This window comes from Pseudomonas sp. AC239, assembly GCF_979258545.1.
Genome location: NZ_OZ409864.1, coordinates 5715049 through 5732111, shown reverse-complemented (window position 1 = coordinate 5732111; position 17063 = coordinate 5715049). Strand labels below are relative to the sequence as shown.

Annotated in this window: 16 protein-coding genes; 5 read left to right on the top strand and 11 right to left on the bottom strand. The window is 61.2% G+C overall.

Features of this window, described 5'->3' with window-relative positions:
* Window positions 1-91 precede the first annotated feature (91 nt).
* Together ACZ0AZ_RS25950 and ACZ0AZ_RS25945 are read right to left on the bottom strand one after the other, a co-directional pair.
* Entirely contained in the window at window positions 92-1132 is a 1041-nt protein-coding gene (locus ACZ0AZ_RS25950; RefSeq protein ID WP_039763370.1) for an AraC family transcriptional regulator, read from the bottom strand.
* A 3-nt stretch (window positions 1133-1135) separates the two neighbouring features.
* The gene (locus ACZ0AZ_RS25945) at window positions 1136-2266 is read right to left on the bottom strand and encodes a carbon-nitrogen hydrolase family protein (RefSeq protein WP_129999597.1); all 1131 of its coding nucleotides are present in this window, start codon (window positions 2264-2266) and stop codon (window positions 1136-1138) included.
* Between the two features lie 207 nt (window positions 2267-2473).
* On the opposite strand from ACZ0AZ_RS25945, the gene ACZ0AZ_RS25940 reads away from it, so the two are divergent.
* Both ACZ0AZ_RS25940 and ACZ0AZ_RS25935 read left to right on the top strand, forming a co-directional pair.
* Window positions 2474-4513 (top strand): oxidoreductase, encoded by a 2040-nt coding sequence (locus ACZ0AZ_RS25940; protein WP_129999596.1) that lies wholly within the window; start codon window positions 2474-2476, stop codon window positions 4511-4513.
* A gap of 162 nt (window positions 4514-4675) precedes the next feature.
* Entirely contained in the window at window positions 4676-5602 is a 927-nt protein-coding gene (locus ACZ0AZ_RS25935) for a 1-aminocyclopropane-1-carboxylate deaminase/D-cysteine desulfhydrase (protein WP_463570615.1), read from the top strand.
* 3 nt (window positions 5603-5605) lie between these two features.
* Here the strand turns inward: ACZ0AZ_RS25935 and ACZ0AZ_RS25930 are convergent, their stop codons facing one another.
* Together ACZ0AZ_RS25930 and ACZ0AZ_RS25925 are read right to left on the bottom strand one after the other, a co-directional pair.
* Window positions 5606-6154: a cytochrome b gene (locus tag ACZ0AZ_RS25930; RefSeq protein ID WP_129999594.1), complete on the bottom strand. Its 549-nt coding sequence runs from the start codon at window positions 6152-6154 to the stop codon at window positions 5606-5608.
* A gap of 345 nt (window positions 6155-6499) precedes the next feature.
* Window positions 6500-6832: a hypothetical protein gene (locus tag ACZ0AZ_RS25925; protein WP_463538444.1), complete on the bottom strand. Its 333-nt coding sequence runs from the start codon at window positions 6830-6832 to the stop codon at window positions 6500-6502.
* Between ACZ0AZ_RS25925 and ACZ0AZ_RS25920 the strand changes: the two genes are divergently transcribed.
* Window positions 6826-7122, top strand: coding sequence for a hypothetical protein (locus ACZ0AZ_RS25920; RefSeq protein ID WP_165368426.1), 297 nt, complete (start codon window positions 6826-6828; stop codon window positions 7120-7122). The genes ACZ0AZ_RS25925 and ACZ0AZ_RS25920 overlap by 7 nt on opposite strands.
* Window positions 7123-7204: 82 nt before the next feature.
* On the opposite strand, the gene phnX is transcribed toward ACZ0AZ_RS25920, so the two are convergent.
* Both phnX and ACZ0AZ_RS25910 read right to left on the bottom strand, forming a co-directional pair.
* Entirely contained in the window at window positions 7205-8032 is an 828-nt protein-coding gene (gene phnX / locus ACZ0AZ_RS25915) for a phosphonoacetaldehyde hydrolase (protein WP_415762038.1), read from the bottom strand.
* A gap of 150 nt (window positions 8033-8182) precedes the next feature.
* On the bottom strand, window positions 8183-9292 hold the full coding sequence (locus tag ACZ0AZ_RS25910) for a 2-aminoethylphosphonate--pyruvate transaminase (RefSeq protein ID WP_463538443.1): 1110 nt from the start codon (window positions 9290-9292) through the stop codon (window positions 8183-8185).
* 113 nt (window positions 9293-9405) lie between these two features.
* On the opposite strand from ACZ0AZ_RS25910, the gene ACZ0AZ_RS25905 reads away from it, so the two are divergent.
* On the top strand, window positions 9406-10266 hold the full coding sequence (locus ACZ0AZ_RS25905) for a LysR substrate-binding domain-containing protein (RefSeq protein ID WP_463538442.1): 861 nt from the start codon (window positions 9406-9408) through the stop codon (window positions 10264-10266).
* 104 nt (window positions 10267-10370) lie between these two features.
* Here ACZ0AZ_RS25905 and ACZ0AZ_RS25900 read toward each other — a convergent pair whose 3' ends face one another.
* Entirely contained in the window at window positions 10371-11765 is a 1395-nt protein-coding gene (locus ACZ0AZ_RS25900; RefSeq protein WP_039763363.1) for a type VI secretion system Vgr family protein, read from the bottom strand.
* 221 nt (window positions 11766-11986) lie between these two features.
* Between ACZ0AZ_RS25900 and ACZ0AZ_RS25895 the strand changes: the two genes are divergently transcribed.
* Window positions 11987-12691 carry a YebC/PmpR family DNA-binding transcriptional regulator gene (locus tag ACZ0AZ_RS25895; RefSeq protein WP_039763362.1) on the top strand — a complete coding sequence of 235 codons (705 nt, stop codon included), beginning with the start codon at window positions 11987-11989 and terminating at the stop codon, window positions 12689-12691.
* A 99-nt stretch (window positions 12692-12790) separates the two neighbouring features.
* Here the strand turns inward: ACZ0AZ_RS25895 and ACZ0AZ_RS25890 are convergent, their stop codons facing one another.
* The 4 genes from ACZ0AZ_RS25890 to ACZ0AZ_RS25875 all read right to left on the bottom strand — a co-directional run bounded on the left by ACZ0AZ_RS25890 (window position 12791) and on the right by ACZ0AZ_RS25875 (window position 16930).
* A complete protein-coding gene (locus tag ACZ0AZ_RS25890) occupies window positions 12791-14104 on the bottom strand; it encodes a leucine-rich repeat-containing protein kinase family protein (RefSeq protein ID WP_463538441.1) in 1314 nt (437 codons plus the stop codon).
* A gap of 226 nt (window positions 14105-14330) precedes the next feature.
* Window positions 14331-15461: a cell division protein ZapE gene (gene zapE / locus ACZ0AZ_RS25885; RefSeq protein ID WP_463538440.1), complete on the bottom strand. Its 1131-nt coding sequence runs from the start codon at window positions 15459-15461 to the stop codon at window positions 14331-14333.
* Window positions 15462-15671: 210 nt separating this feature from the next.
* Complete coding sequence (locus ACZ0AZ_RS25880) at window positions 15672-16427, bottom strand: anti-sigma factor family protein (RefSeq protein WP_039763359.1); 756 nt, start codon at window positions 16425-16427, stop codon at window positions 15672-15674.
* On the bottom strand, window positions 16424-16930 hold the full coding sequence (locus ACZ0AZ_RS25875) for an RNA polymerase sigma factor (RefSeq protein WP_016775320.1): 507 nt from the start codon (window positions 16928-16930) through the stop codon (window positions 16424-16426). Before ACZ0AZ_RS25875 ends, ACZ0AZ_RS25880 begins: the two co-directional genes overlap by 4 nt.
* Between the last annotated feature and the right edge of the window lie 133 nt (window positions 16931-17063).

Genomic DNA, 17063 nt, shown 5'->3' with positions numbered 1-17063 from the left:
GATGGATGAGTATCAGGAAGAACTGCTCGAATACCAGGCCTATGAGCTGGATCAGCCAGAGCCGGCTGACGACGCCACAGAGCTCTGAGCGTCAGGCTCCCGAGCGGTAATTTCGTCGAGATTCGCCGGGCGTCTGCCCGCTCCAGCGCTTGAAAGCGCGCTGGAAGGCTTCGGCTGAGGCAAAGCCCAGTAGATAGGCGATCTCACCGAACGCCAATTCGGTGTCGCGGATGTAAGTCATCGCCAGGTCCCGGCGAGTGTCATTGAGGATTGCGCGGAACTGCGTGCCTTCCTCGGCGAGTTTGCGTCGCAAGGTCCATGTCGGCAGTTTCAGGCGTGCCGCGACTTCTTCAAGATCCGGTTCGCGGCCTCCATTGAGCAGCGGGCCGAGCAGTTGAGTGATGCGCTCGCGCAGGCTGCGGGTGCGGGTCATTTGGTCCAGCTCCCGCTCACACAGTTGCAGCAGATGCCGCCAAGTGCCCGGACAATGTTCAGGGTTGCGCAGGGCGAGACTGCTCAGGCTCAGGCGCAGTTGGTTGTGCTCGGCGCGGAACTGGATCGGGCAGTCGCCGAGCGCGGCGTAGGCGTCGCGATAATCCGGCGCTTCGAATTCGATTTCGATCCGCTCGGCGCGCAACGTTTCGCCGCACAGGCTCGACAACTGATGCAGCCAGCCGGCGAGGATCGAGTCGACCACGAAGCGGTTATAAGCGTTGTACGGGCTGATCGAGTAGAAGCGCAGCCAGGCGCCGCTGGCGTCTTCATGGAAAGTGGATTGCCCTCGGTAGTTCGAGCCGTAGAGCGGTTCGAAACGCGTCAGGCAACGGGCCGCTTCGCGCACGGTGGGTGCTTGCGCGGCGGTGATGCCGGCCAGCCCAGCCTGATTCAAGCGGATCATGCGGCCCATGCGCAGGCCCAGAGCGGGATCGCCGGTGAGTTGAATCGCCGCATGGCCCAAGCGCATGTAACGCGGGATCGATAAGCGTGCCCCGGCCTCGGCCAGCCGCGCGGTATCGAGGCCGTATTGCTCAAGCAGAGGCAGCGGATCGACGTCGTGGCTGCGCACGGCATCGGCCAGACTGTGGACGAAGCCCACCGACAGATCCCCGAGGCGCATCGGCTGCGGCTTCATGGATTACAGCCAGACGTTCAGCAAGCGCGCACCACGGGCCTCGCCATCGGCGAACTGCTGACCGTTGCTGCTGAGGAAGCTTCTGCCGGTGCTCGGCTTGTCCCAGAATTGCCCGCGCATGAACACACTGACGCCGGCAACCGCGCGGCTGCTCGGTGGTTGTGCGGTAAGGGTCAGTCGATGCCAGGCCTGTCCTTCACTGAGGTCGCCGGGCTTGAGGCTGACTGACCCCGGCGTGCTCGAACCTTTGTAACCGCGCCATGGCTTGTCCCACGCGCCTTGGCCAATAACCTGCGCCGGTACGGCCACCAGTTGCGCGCCTTGGTCATCGAGTGTGCGGTAGTTGGAGGGATACCAGCTGTCACTGCCGATCAGGATGCCGAGGCGTCCGGCCGGGGTGTCGACGACCTGAATGGCGTGCTTGTTTTCGGCCTCAATCACACCCTGCTGATCAAAGATCGGGTGCATCTGGCGTTGCGGCTGCCCCAGCGGCAAACCGTCGCGGCCGAATACCACGCTGCTGTTGAACAGCGCGCCGCTGCCAGGCTTGAGCTGGCCATCACGGATACTCGGCTCTGGCAGCACAATGGAGCCGGCGACCAGGGTGACCTGAAACTCCTTGGCCAGACCGCCGAACAGCGCCTGATAATCCTTGGCCATGGCTTTCGATTTCATCCGCAGATAAGCATCGTCCAGGCGTTGCTCGCCCTTGGCCCGCAGCCACGCGCGGGCGAACAGCAGCGGATTGCTCGCCGCCAGCCAGTTCATCGCCTCAGCCAGCGTCGGTGCCTGATAGAGCTCGTCTTTCTCGCCGCTGATCATCAGCCACGTACCGACGTGCTCGGGCAAAACCACCACGGTTTTTTCGTTGAGCAAACCTTGATCGCGGGCCTGCTGCAGGTATGCCGCGAGTTTGCGGTGCAGGCGTGCGGAGCTTTGGTAATCGGTGGGGAACAGTTCGGGCTGAATGCCGAGCAGGTTGCCACGGTCGCCGGGCGTGCCGTGATCGACGGCGAGCTTGATGCGCAGGTCCGACAGGTAATGCCCCGCCGGTCGGTCTGCCGCCCACATGGCGTAGGTGGTCAGGGCGGCAACGAGGGCCATGGAGAAAAACAGATACAGAAGTTTGCGCATGAAAACCAACAACAGCCGGGTACAGAGTGTGGCGCCTAGGGTAGGGCCCATGGCCCGGATTGCCAAGGGGCGCTGCGCATTTGGATCAATAACTTGTCAGTTACGGTCATTGAGTGACAGCGGTACGACTCTTAGTCTGTCGAACATGACTGACGGGGGACGCAGAGCTCCCGCAATTTTCCGTGATCGCTCGTTGTGGAGTTACCGATGACCGCCGCTCATTACCCGCATTTGCTGGCCCCGCTGGACCTGGGATTCACCACGCTGCGCAACCGCACGCTGATGGGCTCGATGCACACGGGCCTGGAAGAAAAGCCGGGTGGCTTCGAACGCATGGCGGCGTACTTCGCCGAACGTGCCCGTGGCGGTGTCGGCCTGATGGTGACCGGCGGTATTGGCCCGAATGACGAGGGCGGCGTGTATTCCGGTGCGGCCAAGCTCACCACTGAAGAAGAGGCGCTCAAGCACCGCATCGTCACCCGCGCGGTGCATGAGGCGGGCGGCAAGATCTGCATGCAGATTCTCCACGCCGGCCGTTATGCCTACAGCCCGAAACAGGTAGCGCCGAGCGCGATTCAGGCGCCGATCAACCCGTTCAAGCCCAAAGAGCTGGATGAAGAGGGCATTGAAAAGCAGATCAGTGATTTCGTCACCTGCTCGGTGCTGGCGCAGTCCGCCGAATACGACGGCGTCGAGATCATGGGTTCGGAAGGTTATTTCATTAACCAGTTCCTCGCCGCCCACACCAACCACCGCACCGACCGCTGGGGCGGCAGTTACGAAAACCGCATGCGCCTGCCGGTGGAAATCGTCCGCCGCGTACGCGAAGCGGTCGGGCCGAATTTCATCATCATCTTCCGCCTGTCGATGCTCGACCTGGTCGAAGGTGGCAGCACCTGGGACGAAATCGTCACGCTGGCCAAGGCCATCGAACAGGCTGGCGCGACCATCATCAACACCGGTATCGGCTGGCACGAAGCGCGGATCCCGACCATCGCCACCAAGGTTCCGCGTGCAGCGTTCAGTAAGGTCACGGCCAAGTTGCGTGGTTCGGTGAGTATTCCGCTGATCACCACCAACCGCATCAATACCCCGGAAATTGCCGAGCAGATTCTTGCCGAAGGCGATGCCGACATGGTCTCCATGGCCCGACCATTCCTCGCCGATCCGGACTTCGTCAACAAGGCCGCCGCAGGCCGTGCCGACGAAATCAACACCTGCATCGGCTGCAACCAGGCGTGCCTCGACCACACCTTTGGCGGCAAGCTGACCAGTTGCCTGGTCAACCCGCGTGCCTGCCACGAAACCGAACTCAATTACCTGCCGGTGCAGCAGATCAAGAAAATCGCCGTGGTCGGTGCCGGCCCTGCCGGGTTGTCCGCCGCCACCGTGGCCGCCGAGCGCGGTCATCAGGTGACGCTGTTCGATTCGGCCAGCGAGATCGGCGGCCAGTTCAACATTGCCAAGCGCGTGCCGGGCAAGGAAGAGTTTTTCGAAACCCTGCGCTACTTCAACCGCAAGCTGCAAACGACGAATGTCGAGGTATGCCTGAACACCCGCGTCGATGTGGCGAAACTGGTTGAGGGCGGCTACGACGAAATCATCCTCGCCACTGGTATCGCCCCGCGCGTGCCGGCGATTCCCGGCGTCGAGAATGTCAAGGTGCTGAGTTATCTGGACGTGATTCTCGAGCGCAAACCGGTCGGCAAGCGCGTCGCGGTGATCGGTGCAGGCGGGATCGGTTTCGATGTCTCGGAATTCCTCGTTCATCAAGGTGTAGCCACCAGTCTGGATCGCGCAGCGTTCTGGAAAGAGTGGGGCATCGACACGCAGCTGGAAGCGCGGGGTGGTGTGGCCGGTATCCAGGCGGCACCGCATGCACCGGCCCGTGAGGTGTTTCTGCTGCAGCGCAAGAAAACCAAGGTCGGCGACGGTCTGGGCAAAACCACCGGCTGGATTCACCGCACCGGTCTGAAGAACAAGCAGGTGCAGATGCTGAATAGCGTCGAATACCTGAGCATCGATGACCAGGGCTTGCATATCCGCATCGGCGAAACTGGCGAGCCGCAGCTGCTGGCGGTGGACAACATCGTGATTTGCGCCGGGCAGGATCCGCTGCGTGAGTTGCACGATGGCTTGGTCGAAGCCGGGCAGAACGTGCACTTGATCGGCGGCGCGGATGTTGCGGCGGAGCTCGATGCCAAGCGCGCGATCAACCAGGGGTCGCGCCTGGCGGCTGAGTTGTAAACACACCGCATCACCTGTGGGAGCGAGCCTGCTCGCGAAAGCGGAGCGTCAGCTACGAAGATTTCGCCTGACACGACGCCTTCGCGAGCAGGTTCGCTTGCAAACAGCAGGTTTTTTGCGACTGCTGTTAAGATGCCGGCTCTGCAAACAGAGCTGGCATTTATGCTTTTGCCTCCCGCCAACTGGCTACCCCAGGCCCCCCTCCAACCGCTCCGTCTTGATTGGCTGGAAAGTGCCGGCGTCGAAGTCGCGATCCTGCGCCTGGACCAGATCGACCCGCTGATCAGCGGCAACAAGTGGTTCAAACTCGTCGAACATCTCAAAACCGCCGAGCGCGCCGGCGCCGAAGGCATCATCAGTCTCGGCGGTGCACATTCCAATCACCTGCACGCGCTGGCGGCGGCAGGCAAGCGGCTGGGGTTCAAAACCGTGGGGCTGCTGCGCGGGCATCCGCAGGACACGTCGACGGTGGAGGATCTGCACGCGTTCGGCATGCAGTTGCACTGGCTGGGTTATGCCGGCTATCGCGCGCGGCAGGAGGCCGGATTCTGGACGCCGTGGCAGGAGCGATATCCGACGTTGCATGCGGTGCCAGAGGGTGGCGGTGGATTGGCCGGCGCGCTGGGTTGCGCTGCGATCATGCAGCAGGTCGACGAACAATTGGCCAAGCTGGGCTGGGATGATTTTGACGCCTGGTGGCTGGCCTGTGGCACCGGCACGACACTGGCCGGGCTGGCGCTGGCTGACAGTGGCAAGCGCTCACTGTATGGCGCGCTGGCGGTGCCGAATGATCACGGCGTAGCGCCGAACATCGAGTCGATCCTGGCGCAAGCCGTCGGGCCCGTGGCGAGCTATCGGTTGATCGACGCCAGCCGGCGTGGCTTCGCCAAGGTTGACCAGACGTTGATGACGTTCATCGAACAGACCGAGCAGGTCAGTGGCGTCCCTTTGGAACCGTTGTACACCGGCAAGGCCTTGCTGGCGCTCAAGCAGCTTGTCGAGTCAGGCGGATTCGCTGCTGGCACTCGAGTGGTTTTCGTTCACACGGGCGGCCTGCAAGGGCGGCGCGGATTTGCCGCAACGCCCTGACGCTCAGCCGCGCTTGGGCATCATCCGCAACAGCGTGTTATCGCGCACCACGTAATGGTGATAAATACCCGCCAGCGCATGCAAGCCGATCAGCCAATAGCCAATCGTGGCGATCAGCACATGCCAGCCTTCGACTTGTTTGGCGAAGGCCTTGTCTTCACCTACCAACAGCGGCAAATCGAAGCCATAGAACATGACCTGATGGCCCTCGGCGCTGGTGATCAGCCAGCCCAATATCGGCATGCACAGCATGAACAGGTACAACGCCCAATGCATCAGCCGCGCCGCCAAGGTCTGCCAGGCGGGGGATGCGGGGAAGATTTTAGGCGCAGGGCCGAGGCTGCGCGCGAGCAAGCGAAACCACACCAGTACGAACACAGTAAGGCCGAGCAGATAGTGCATTTCGCGGATCAACGCGCGGCCGCCGCTGCCTTTGGGGAAGAAACCGCGCAGTTCCATGCTGGCGTAAACCAGCACCAACAGCACCAGCATCAGCCAGTGCAGCAGAACCGAAACAGTGCTGTAACGCGATTCTGAGCTTGTCCACGGCATGAGATTTTTCCTCTGGATCGGAATGCAATGGCCGTCATCACGGCACTGCTTTCACTGTAAACCTGTCGAGATGTTTTTGCCCGCAGCGCTCGCTGTTTTTTTTTGCAATGAAAAAAGTGCAAAGAGTGCGGTTGAATTGGCTGATTACTTTAAAATCATTCTTCTGTGTATTTTGCTGTAGCGTAACTTCATGTTGTTTATATCTTGTACTTTATTTTGGTTTGAGTGTGTTGTTGTTCGCGATTACTGTTGGTTCGGGTCTTTAGCTTGTTATTAAAGATGAATGCTAATTTGTTAATCAGAGTATTAATATGAAAAGTCCGATCCCCAAACCTCGTCCGTCTATCACCCAGCCAAAGCCGGTAGTTCCTGCCAAACCGGTTGCGCCAACAAAGCCGGTTGCACCGACCAAGCCAGTTGTGCCGACCAAGCCAGTGGCACCGACCAAACCGGTTGTGCCGACCAGGCCAGTGGCACCGACCAAACCGGTTGTCCCGACCAGGCCAGTGGCACCAACCAAACCGGTTGTCCCGACCAGGCCAGTGGCACCGACCAAACCGGTTGTGCCGCCGAGGCCAGAGGCACCGACCAAGCCGGTTGTGCCGCCCAAACCAGTAGCACCGACCGCCCCGGTTGCACCGACGGCGCCAACCGAATCGAAGCGACCGCCTGTGCCATGGCCGACAATCAACATCAATATCGACCCGGTGGCGTTGATCGCATTGATCCAGGCCGCCAGAGCAACCGCCGATACTGACGGTTCGACTTCGCTACCCGAAGGAATCATCCAGCATGAAGATGGCCGGGTTGAACACCCAAGCGGGCTGATTATTTGGGCGGACAATACAATCGAATATCCGGATGGGCGTATTGTCTGGGAAGACGGTACCGAACGGTTGCCTGATGGCCGCGTTAAAACCCCAGAGGGTCTGGTTTATGATGCGGAAGGTAACCTTGTTACGGAGTAAGTTTCAAAACCTTAGTTTGTATTTGTAATATGTAAAAACACCGCTGGCAATTTCGAGCAGCGGTGTTTTCTTTTAAACAGGCTCAGGGGTTCTGCGGCATCTGCCCGTTGGCCAGACGCTTGTTGATGTCGACGATTACTTGCGGCAAATCGCTGATAGTGTCGATCATGTAATGCGGGCGCGAACTTTCAAACAGCGCGTGGATGCGCTGGCGTTCGCTGGCCAGTTCGTCGCTGCCCAACGCGCGGAAACCTTCATAGTCCAGACCCAGCGCGTTGCCCGAGCAAATCAGCGCAACCGTCCACATGCCGGCCCGGCGACCTTCGAGAATGCCCGGCACGGTGTCGTCGATCTTCACGCACGCTGCAACATCGTCGATACCCAGAGCGATCACGTTGGCCAACGCTTGCGCCGGCCATGGACGACCGTTTGGCACTTCGTCGGTGGCGACCACGTGGTCGGCGACGTAGCCGTTGCTGGCGGCGAGTTCGACGACTTTGTCCATCACCGCTTTAGGGTAGCCGGAGCAGGAACCGATCTTGATCCCTTGCTCGCGCAGTTGGGCGATGGCGTCCAGCGCGCCGGGAATCAGTGCCGAGTGCTCGGCGATTTTCTCGATCTGCAACGGCATGAAACGGTTGTAAATCGCGGTGACGTCGTCATCGGTCGGCGTGCGACCGAACACCTGGCGATAACGCTCGGCCACCTGCGGCTGATCACAGAGGGTGCGGATGTGGTCCCACTTGCCCATGCCCATCGGCCCCCGGGCTTCTTCGATCGATACCCGTACGTCGAATTCGGCGAAGGCTTCGACAAAAATCTGTGTCGGCGCAAACGAGCCGAAATCGACCACGGTACCGGCCCAGTCGAGGATCGCGGCTTGCAGCTTGTTTGGGTTGGTGTAGTTCATGGCAATCAATTCCTGTGAAAAAGAACTATTCGAATTTGGCGATCCTGTGGGAGCGGGCTTGCCCGCGATGAGGCCCTTTCAGTCGACATCCATGCTGAATGTCAGACCGCTATCGCGGGCAAGCCCGCTCCCACAGGAACCGTGGGGCGCTCAGATGTCTAGCACTTCCATCTCGCGCAGCACTTCAGCCACCGCTGCCACGGCCTGGCGCATTTGGTCCGGGGTGACGTGGCCAATGCAGCCGACGCGGAAGGTTTCGACCTGGGTCAGTTTGCCGGGGTAGAGGATGTAACCCTTGGCTTTGACCCGCTCGTAGAAGTCCTTGAACTGGTAACGCGGATCCTGCGGCGCATGGAAAGTGGCGATGATCGGCGCCTGGATCGCCGCTGGCAGAAAGCTGCGCAAACCCATTTTGTTCATCTCTTCCATCAGCGCCTGACAGTTCGCCGCATACCGCGCATGCCGCGCCGGCAGACCGCCTTCTTCGCTGTATTGCAGTAATGCTTCGTGCAGTGCCGCGACCACATGGGTGGGCGGGGTGAAGCGCCATTGCCCGGTCTTCTGCATGTAGGCGTGCTGGTCGTACAGGTCCATCGCCAGCGAGTGCGAATTGCCGACAGCGGCGGCCAGGGATTCCTTGTGGGCGAAGACGAACCCCATCCCCGGTACGCCTTCCAGGCATTTACCGGAGGCGGCGATCAGCGCCTCGAACGGTACTTTTTGCGCGTCTACGGGCAATGCGCCGAAAGAGCTCATGGCATCAATGATCAGGCGTTTGCCGTGTTGCGCCACGACCTCGGCGATTTGTGCCAGCGGATTGAGGATGCCGGTACTGGTTTCGCAGTGAATCAGCGCCACGTGGGTGAGGTCAGCATCGGCGCGCAGCAAGCGCTCGACGTCGGCGGCGCTGGTCGGTTCGTCTTCGGCGGTTTCGAACGTGCTGAACGAACGCCCGAGGACTTCGCAGATCTTCGCCAGCCGCTTGCCGTAAGCGCCGTTGATCAGCACGAGAATTTTGCCATCACGCGGCACCAGCGTGCCGATCGCCGCCTCGACGGCAAAAGTGCCGCTGCCTTGTAACGGTACGCAGTGGTGGCTGGCGGCGCCGTTGAGGATGGCCAGCAATTGCTCGCAAACGTTGGCGGTCAACTGGTTGAAGCGGTCATCCCACGAGCCCCAATCGAGCATCATTGCCTGACGGGTGCGGGCCGAGGTGGTCAACGGGCCGGGAGTGAGCAGAATCGGTGCGGCGGTACTCATTCGTGTGTCCTTGCGAAAACGCTGGGGGATGAAGCTACGGGCCCTACGTTGCAATTCGCCGTTGCATCAATCAAATTGTTTATGGTTATGCCAGCCATCAGTGAGAGTTATCCATGAACCTGTTTCAGCTGCGCGCTTTCGATGCCGTGGCCCGCGAAGGCAGCTTCACCCGCGCGGCTGCGCGGTTGTTCATCAGTCAGCCGGCAGTCACCGGACACATCAAGGCGCTGGAGGAGCACTACCAGATCACCTTGTTGCGGCGCACCGCGCGACGGGTGGAACTGACCGAGGAGGGCACTAAACTGGCGGCGATCACCCGCGCCATGTTCGGCCTGGCCGAAGAAGCGCAGACCTTGCTCGAAGCAAATCGGCAGTTATTGACCGGGCGTCTGGAGGTGGCGGCGGATGGGCCGCACATGGTCATGCCGATGCTGGCGAGCCTGCGCGCACGCTATCCGGGCATCACCGTCAACCTGCGTCTGGGCAACGCGCAGGAAACCCTGGCGGCGCTGTTGTCGGAACACGCCGATGTCGCGGTGCTGACCGAGGTCGAGCCGCGCAAAGGCCTGCATCTGCAAGCACTGAGCGAGTCGCGGATCTGCGCGTTGGTGCCAGTGGGGCATCGCTGGGCGAATCGCTCCGGTGAAGTGAAACTCAAGGAGCTGGACCAAGTGATCATGGTTCTGCGCGAGCCGAGTTCGATTACCCGGCGCACTTTTGATCAAGCGTGTGCGCAGGCTTCGATTCAGCCACGGGTGTTGCTGGAGCTGGACAGTCGCGAGGCCGTGACCGAAGCGGTTGCGGCCGAGTTGGGGGTGGGTGTGGTGTCATCGGTGGAGGTCAGTCATGACCCGCGCGTGGTGGCGATCCCGATTGCCGGGGAAGGGCTGGTGAACCGGCACATGATCGGCTGCATGGAGCGCCGACGCGAGTTGCGCTTGATTCAGGCGTTTTTTGATTTGGCGCCAGCCTGAATACCGAGGCGCCCTCTTCGCGAGCAGGCTCGCTCCCACATGGATTCTGCGCCTGGCGCGATGAATGCGGGAGCTGCCGAAGGCTGCGATCTTTTGTCTGTGCTCTAGTGTTCGGCGCGGTTGATCAGCCAGTCGAGCAGCAGGCTGTCGCGCGCGGGCTCTGCCTCGCGGGCCGGTGGCTGGCGTGGGTGGCCGAGGCACAAGATCGGTCGGTCCGGATCGCTGTCGAGAAAGCTGACCCACACTTCGCTGCCGGCACTGGGTAAATCGTCGACGGCGACGGGGCCGTTCAACCGGCTCAGGGCGATTGGCAGCCAGAGGGCGTCACTGTCGTTGCCGTACTGATTGTCAGCGGGCCACAGGATCACGGCGAGGCAGCCGTTTTCATCTACTTGCGCTGGCTGCCCCGGCGCACCCGCTACCCGCGCCAGGTGGTAGCCGGCCACATTCGGACGCGGCTGTTTGAGTGCTGGGCGAAAGTCACTCGACCAGGGCTGTGCAGTGAAATCGTTGTGATAGCGATGAACCGTTGCGCCCGGGTCAAGAATCGAAGGGTGCTGTCCGTGGTGGCGCACGGCGCTGATCAGCCATTGTTCGTTGAAGTGATGAATCGGGTGCTCGGTCACCAACAGCAATCGGCCACTGAGCAAGTCGCTGCAATCGCTGCGCCCGTGAATCGAGCGCAGCTGGCAGCGTTGGCGTTGCAAATGGCGCCGGCTGCGTTGTTCGGCATACAGGCGTTCAATTGATCGCGCCGGCGTTTGCAACCCTGCCGAGGCTTCGTTGGCGGCTTCATCAATGCAGGCAGGCTGGCCGCGATTGCGTACCGCATGGAGCATCGGCACCGGCGCTGCGCGGTGCTGTTGATAGAGCGCGCTGACGCAGGGCGTGGGCGGGTGCTCATCTGCGTTGAAAGGGATTTCGACCGGTTCCTGTGGCAGGCTCAGGCTGTCGTCGGCGAACACCACAACATGGCCGTCAGGCCCATGTTCGAAGTGATAGTGGATGCCTTCTTCTTCACAGAGCCGCTGCAGCAGCGCCAGATCGCTTTCGTCGTATTGAATGCAAAACGCCCGCGGCGGGTAATGGCCGACGCTCATGTCAATGCGGTAGCTGTGCGCCGGCAAGGCATGCTCTTCAAGCAATTGCTGAATGATTTGCGGCGCATTGAGGCGAGTAAACACACGTCGTTCAGGCGCTTGCGCCAGTTGTTGCAGATGCGGCACCAGAATCAGCCGATAGCCCACCCGATGCGTGCCGCGATGTTCGCAACTGGCGCTGGCAATGACGCCGTGGAAACCGTGCTGTTCACTCAGCCGCAGAAAGGCCGGCCTGTGCAAAAAGGAGCCAGGGGCGATGGCGGGGGCGAGGCCGAGCAGTTCGATGTCGAAACGGTAGGGCTGGTTCAACGCCTCCTCGCCGCGAAAACGCACGACCGGCAGGCGCAATTCGCTGTCGGTCAGCGTAAGGGTGAACGGACTTTCCTTGTCATTGAGCATTCGAGCAGGCCCTGTCAGGCGATACGGGGTTTCAAGGGTACGAAACCGTCAGGCTGAATGGTCATGTCAAAGGCGCTTTTCAGAATCCCCCTACATGCTTTGGTGAAGATGTCGATTCCGCTGGCTGTTTTTTTGGGTGATTGCCGACTTTAGGCCGTATAAACTTGCCGCCACGCGTCGGCCAATAGATGTCTCGGCGCCACAGATCAAGAGAGTGAGTAATGGGCGCACAGTGGAAGGTTAAACACAAAGAAGCGGCAGCCAACGCCAAAGGTAAGATCTTCGGCAAACTGGTGAAGGAAATCACCATTGCTGCACGCAACGGTGCCGATACCGCCACCAACGCACACCTGCGTCTGGTGGTCGAACAGGCGAAGAAAGCCTCGATGCCAAAAGAAACCCTCGATCGCGCGATCAAGAAAGGCGCCGGTCTGCTGGGTGAAACCGTGCAATACCATCGCGTGACCTACGAAGGTTTTGCCCCGCATCAGGTGCCGCTGATCGTTGAATGCGTCACCGACAACATCAACCGCACCGTCGCGGAAATCCGTGTGGCGTTCCGCAAGGGCCAGTTGGGCGCTTCCGGTTCGGTGGCGTGGATGTTCAACCACGTCGGCATGATCGAAGCTTCGCCGGACACCCCGGACGCCGATCCGGAGATGGCGGCGATCGAAGCCGGTGCCCAGGATTTCGAACCGGGTGAAGAGGGCGCGACGCTGTTCCTCACCGATCCGACTGACCTCGACGCCGTGCAGAAAGCGCTGCCGGAACAAGGCTTCACCGTGCTTTCGGCCAAGCTTGGCTACCAGCCGAAAAATCCGGTCAGCGGCCTGAGCGACGAGCAAATGGCTGAAGTCGAAGCGTTCCTCGAAGGCCTCGACAACCATGATGACGTGCAGGACATGTTTGTCGGTCTGGCTGGCTGATCTGTCGCGCCGGTAAGCCTTTTCGCGAGCAGGCTCGCTCCCACATTGGAATGCATGTCTAATGTGGGAGCGAGCCTGCTCGCGAATGCCGCGCAGCGGTCAAAGGTTTTGCAGAATTTCACTGACTTCGCTGAATGCCGGGCGTCCCAAGACATCCGCCTGACAGCAGCGCTGCTCCAGCGCTTCCAATGCCAGGCGCCGCTCTGTACTCAACCCCGAGTCGACACGCGCCAACACTTCCCCAAGCAACACACCGAACGCACGTACCTCCAAGCGCTGCAATGCGCGTGTTTGCACATCATCGCGGGTGGCGTGAAACGAGGCCGCGCCGAAATCCCCCAGCAGACAATCGCCGCGATCATTCAACAGGATGTTGTGGCCATAGAGGTCGCCGTGGGTGATGCCTTGGCGGTGCAGGTGCTCGGCCGCTGAGGCGATGCCTTGGGCGACGCGCAGGGCAACCTCGGCGGAGAACCGGCGATCTTCGGCATAAACATCCCGCGAGCACGAGTCCAGGCTCGGCAAGCCGGCGAGATTGCCGAAGCTCGGATCAATCAGTTGCATCACCAGCCCCTGCTGTTCATCGGGATGGCCGCTGATGCGCCCTTCGACGCGGATCAGGTTCGGGTGCAGGCCTGCGGTGATGCAAGCGTTCATCTCATGCAACGGCGAGCCGTCGCTGGTCATTTCGCCTTTGTACAACTTCACCGCAACCGCCTGCGCCGAGCCATCGTCACGCTGCCAGACCGCCCGGGAAATCACCCCGGAAGCGCCTTCGCCCAGTTGCTGTTCCAGGCGCAGCGCCGACCAGTCGATCAGTGGCGTGGCTTCCAGTGCGACGGCATCGGCTTCGGTTTCCAGCGGATTGCCGGCGTAGGCGAGCCAGGTCAGGCTCGGCAAGGTCAGCAGCCACTGTGGCAGCTCGTTGAGCTGGTTGGCGGCGATACGGAGCAATTCCAATCGATGACAATCGCGCATAGATTCTGGCAGCGAGCGCAGGCGATTACCGGCGAGCATGAGTTTCTGCAAAACGGGGCGTTCACCCAGCTCCCTCGGCAGGTTCTCGATGCGGTTATCGGTGAGGATCAGCCAGCGCAGCTGCGGCGGCAGGGCGGCACCGGGCACCGTGACGATGCGGTTGGCCTTGAAGCCGACCATGGTCAGCGCGGTGCACTGGCCGAGGCAGGCCGGCAGCTCGGTGAACAGGTTGTCGGAGCAGAACAGCACGCGCAGGCGGGTCAGCCGATGCAGGTCGTCGGGCAGGTTGTTCAGCGCATTGCCGCTGAGGTTGAGCACTTCCAGCGTGTCGGCGAGTTGGAAAATTTCGTTGGGGAATTCGGTCAGGCCGCAAGACAGGTCGAGGCGGGTAATGCCTGACAGCTCGCCGGCGCGCAGTTGAGCAAGGGTGTGCATGTCTGGTTTCGCTATTGATCGGTGGAGCGACGCGGGGGCGCTGAGGATGGGCGACATGATAGCGGTAAAGCAATGTCTGGTTTATCTGGTATTGAAGTTGGCTCGGGACCTGTGGGAGCGAGCCTGCTCGCGAAAGCGGTATGTCAGTCAGAATTTATGTAACTGATACACCGCTTTCGCGAGCAGGCTCGCTCCCACAGGGTTCGCTTCCACAAGGTGCGGCATATCAGGCGGGGGCGTGGATTTCCTGCAATTGCCCCAACCGGCTGCGCGTGCGTGCCAGGTCGATGGCGTTTCCTTCAAGACTTTGGCCCAGCGGTAGTTGGCCCAGCAGCGTCAGGTGTTTGTCCTGGTCGTAAAGCACGTCGATCAGATTGATGAAGCGCTGCTGCACGGCGATCGGACACTCCCCGAGCTGCGGCAGGTCATCGATGATCCACTGGTCGAAACGCTGGCACAGCTGCAGATAGTCCATCACCGCCGTTGGTTGTTCACACAAGTCGTTGAAGGTGAACGCGACTCTTCGGCCCTCGCACAAGCGTGCTCGAAGCTGGCGCTTGCCAACGTCGAGGGCAAGCGCAGGCGCGTCCGATGGGGGCAGGTTCAGGGCCTGGCGCTGAGCTGCTGTGCCCGGCCACACGTAATGACCTTGGGTGAACACTTGATGCGTGTGTTGACGGTTGAGCGTGCGGTAGTCGTGGGCGCCGCCGACTTCCATCACCTGCATGCGTGTAATGATCAGCTCGATCACCGGCTTGAAGCGCGCGTGATACAGCGGATTGGGCAGCAGGCCCTCCGGCGCATAGTTGGAGGTCACCAGCAGCATGATCCGCCGTTTGAACAGGGCCTTGAACAGCCGCGTGATGAGCATCGCGTCGCCGATGTCGTGCACATGAAACTCGTCGAAACACAGTACCTGACAATCTTCCAGCAACTCGTCCAAGGTGATTTCCAGTGCGTCTTCCTGCTGGCGATGACGGAACATGCCGTCGTGCAACCGAGCGAAGAATTGATGGAAATGCAGGCGGCGTTTACGCGTGATCGGCAGCGCCTGGAAGAACCCGTCGAGCAACCAGCTCTTGCCGCGCCCGACGGCGCCGTACAGGTACAGACTCGGCGGTGTGTGGCCGCTGTCGCCGAGCAGCACGCTGGCCTGCTGCGCCATGCAATCGATGACTTGCTGCTGGCTGCGGCTGAGGGTGTAGCCCTGGCTCTTGGCCTTGTCGCGGAAGTAATCGCGGATGGCTGCGGCATGCGCATCGTGCCCGGCGCTGGCGGGCAGGCTTTTGCCGAACAGGCGACGCAAGATCGGCCAGCGTTGGCTCAGACGTGATCGTTTCGGCGTTCGGGCGGACACGCGGGACAGGCTCCTGGTTGATTGGACCGGCTCCAGCGGGAGCGCGGTGGCCCAAGTGTAACCAGAGCTCGGGCGTTGGCTACATGAAATATCACGGCGTACACGGTCCACTGTAGGAGTGAGCCTGCTCGCGATAGCGGCTAATCAGTCACATCATCAGTGTCTGAAAAAACGCTATCGCGAGCAGGCTCACCCCTACAGGAGATCGTCTCAGAACGGTGGCGATTGCTTGAGCAACTGCGCCGCTGGCGAGTCGGTCGGGCTGACCACCGCATAGTTGTACCCCGGCCCTGACCAGTAATCGGCTTGCAGATCGCCATCGCTGCGCGAGCCACGCGGCAGCAGGGTGTTTTTCGGCCCCGGTGGACGCAGGTAAAAGCTCACTTTGTGACCGCTGCCATCCTCATACATCACCATCGCCGCCGGGCCTTCATCGGTGCTGAGCAAGCGCCCGCTGACCGGCTCGAATCCCGCTGCCTTGAGATCGGGCAAGCGCCTGGCGTCGCTGAAGTAACGGTCGAGCCAACGCTGCATGTCGCCGTCGTTGTCGACCTTGTAATCGGCGGGCATTACGCCTTGCTGGGCGATCAGTCGATAGGCTTGCAAGGCGTCAGTCATCGGGAGTTGCGCAGGGCGCACCAGGGTCATTTCCCGCGCCTGCCAGCCACTGAAACCGCCGACGCTGACGGCGATCAGCAACACCGCCGCGCTGGCCAGATGCCGACGTGACTGCTGACGGCGACGCTGGCGAATCATCAAAGGATCCAGCGCCGGATTGCTCGGCTGCTGCAACGCGCCACTCAACGCTGCGCGCAATTGCTGGGCGTCCCGCTGCCAGGCGCGCACCTGCGCCGCTTCTTCAGGATGGCTGGCCAGCCAGGTCTCGAGCACGCGCCGATCGGCGTCGCTGAGCTGGTGGTCGACGTAGGCGTGCAAGTCGCGTTCGCTGGGAGGCAGGCTGATCATTTGAGTATCCGCAAGGAAGGGCTGCTGATTTCGCCGTCGCTGAGTTGGCGCAAGGCCTGGCGGGCGCGGGACAGGCGCGACATCACGGTGCCGATCGGGGCGCCGAGGATCTCGGCGACCTCTTTATAGGACAGGCCTTCCACCGAGACCATCAGCAGCAAGGCGCGCTGTTCGGTGGGCAGGCGTTCGAAGGCTTGCAGGGTCGACTGGGCAATCACGGTGCGTTCCACCGAGGGTTCGGCATCGTCGCGACCGGTGAAAAATTCCAGCATGCGCGCATAGCGTCGCGAGCGACGGTGCGCATCGAGAAATTGCCGATAGAGGATCGCGAACAGCCAGGCGCGCAAGTCGCCTTCGGCACGTTTTTCACCCCACGCCGAGAGTGCCCGTTCGAGGCTGGCCTGGACCAGATCGTCGGCGCTGCTGCTGTTGCGCGTCAAGGACACGGCGAAGCGGCGCAATCTGGGAATGATTTCTCTCAACTGTTCGTCGAATTCGCTCATGAATTTCTGCTGGTCGCTACGCTGTGGACTAGGAAGACGCCCGTCAGTGCAGGTTATTCCCCGTGCGCAAAAATAAATACCGCGCCGTGGAATAAACCCGGACGGGGTGCGTCTTGCTGACTCTTTCCACTTG

Coding starts and splice junctions, on each gene's coding strand:
- ACZ0AZ_RS25895 (WP_039763362.1), top strand. CDS start 11,987: ATGGGCGCACAGTGGAAGGTTAAACACAAAGAAGCGGCAGCCAACGCC.
- ACZ0AZ_RS25900 (WP_039763363.1), bottom strand. CDS start 11,765: ATGCTCAATGACAAGGAAAGTCCGTTCACCCTTACGCTGACCGACAGC.
- ACZ0AZ_RS25925 (WP_463538444.1), bottom strand. CDS start 6,832: ATGGCACAGGCGGTCGCTTCGATTCGGTTGGCGCCGTCGGTGCAACCG.
- ACZ0AZ_RS25940 (WP_129999596.1), top strand. CDS start 2,474: ATGACCGCCGCTCATTACCCGCATTTGCTGGCCCCGCTGGACCTGGGA.
- ACZ0AZ_RS25910 (WP_463538443.1), bottom strand. CDS start 9,292: ATGAGTACCGCCGCACCGATTCTGCTCACTCCCGGCCCGTTGACCACC.
- ACZ0AZ_RS25945 (WP_129999597.1), bottom strand. CDS start 2,266: ATGCGCAAACTTCTGTATCTGTTTTTCTCCATGGCCCTCGTTGCCGCC.
- phnX (WP_415762038.1), bottom strand. CDS start 8,032: ATGAACTACACCAACCCAAACAAGCTGCAAGCCGCGATCCTCGACTGG.
- ACZ0AZ_RS25930 (WP_129999594.1), bottom strand. CDS start 6,154: ATGCCGTGGACAAGCTCAGAATCGCGTTACAGCACTGTTTCGGTTCTG.
- ACZ0AZ_RS25950 (WP_039763370.1), bottom strand. CDS start 1,132: ATGAAGCCGCAGCCGATGCGCCTCGGGGATCTGTCGGTGGGCTTCGTC.
- ACZ0AZ_RS25875 (WP_016775320.1), bottom strand. CDS start 16,930: ATGAGCGAATTCGACGAACAGTTGAGAGAAATCATTCCCAGATTGCGC.
- ACZ0AZ_RS25935 (WP_463570615.1), top strand. CDS start 4,676: ATGCTTTTGCCTCCCGCCAACTGGCTACCCCAGGCCCCCCTCCAACCG.
- ACZ0AZ_RS25880 (WP_039763359.1), bottom strand. CDS start 16,427: ATGATCAGCCTGCCTCCCAGCGAACGCGACTTGCACGCCTACGTCGAC.
- ACZ0AZ_RS25890 (WP_463538441.1), bottom strand. CDS start 14,104: ATGCACACCCTTGCTCAACTGCGCGCCGGCGAGCTGTCAGGCATTACC.
- ACZ0AZ_RS25905 (WP_463538442.1), top strand. CDS start 9,406: ATGAACCTGTTTCAGCTGCGCGCTTTCGATGCCGTGGCCCGCGAAGGC.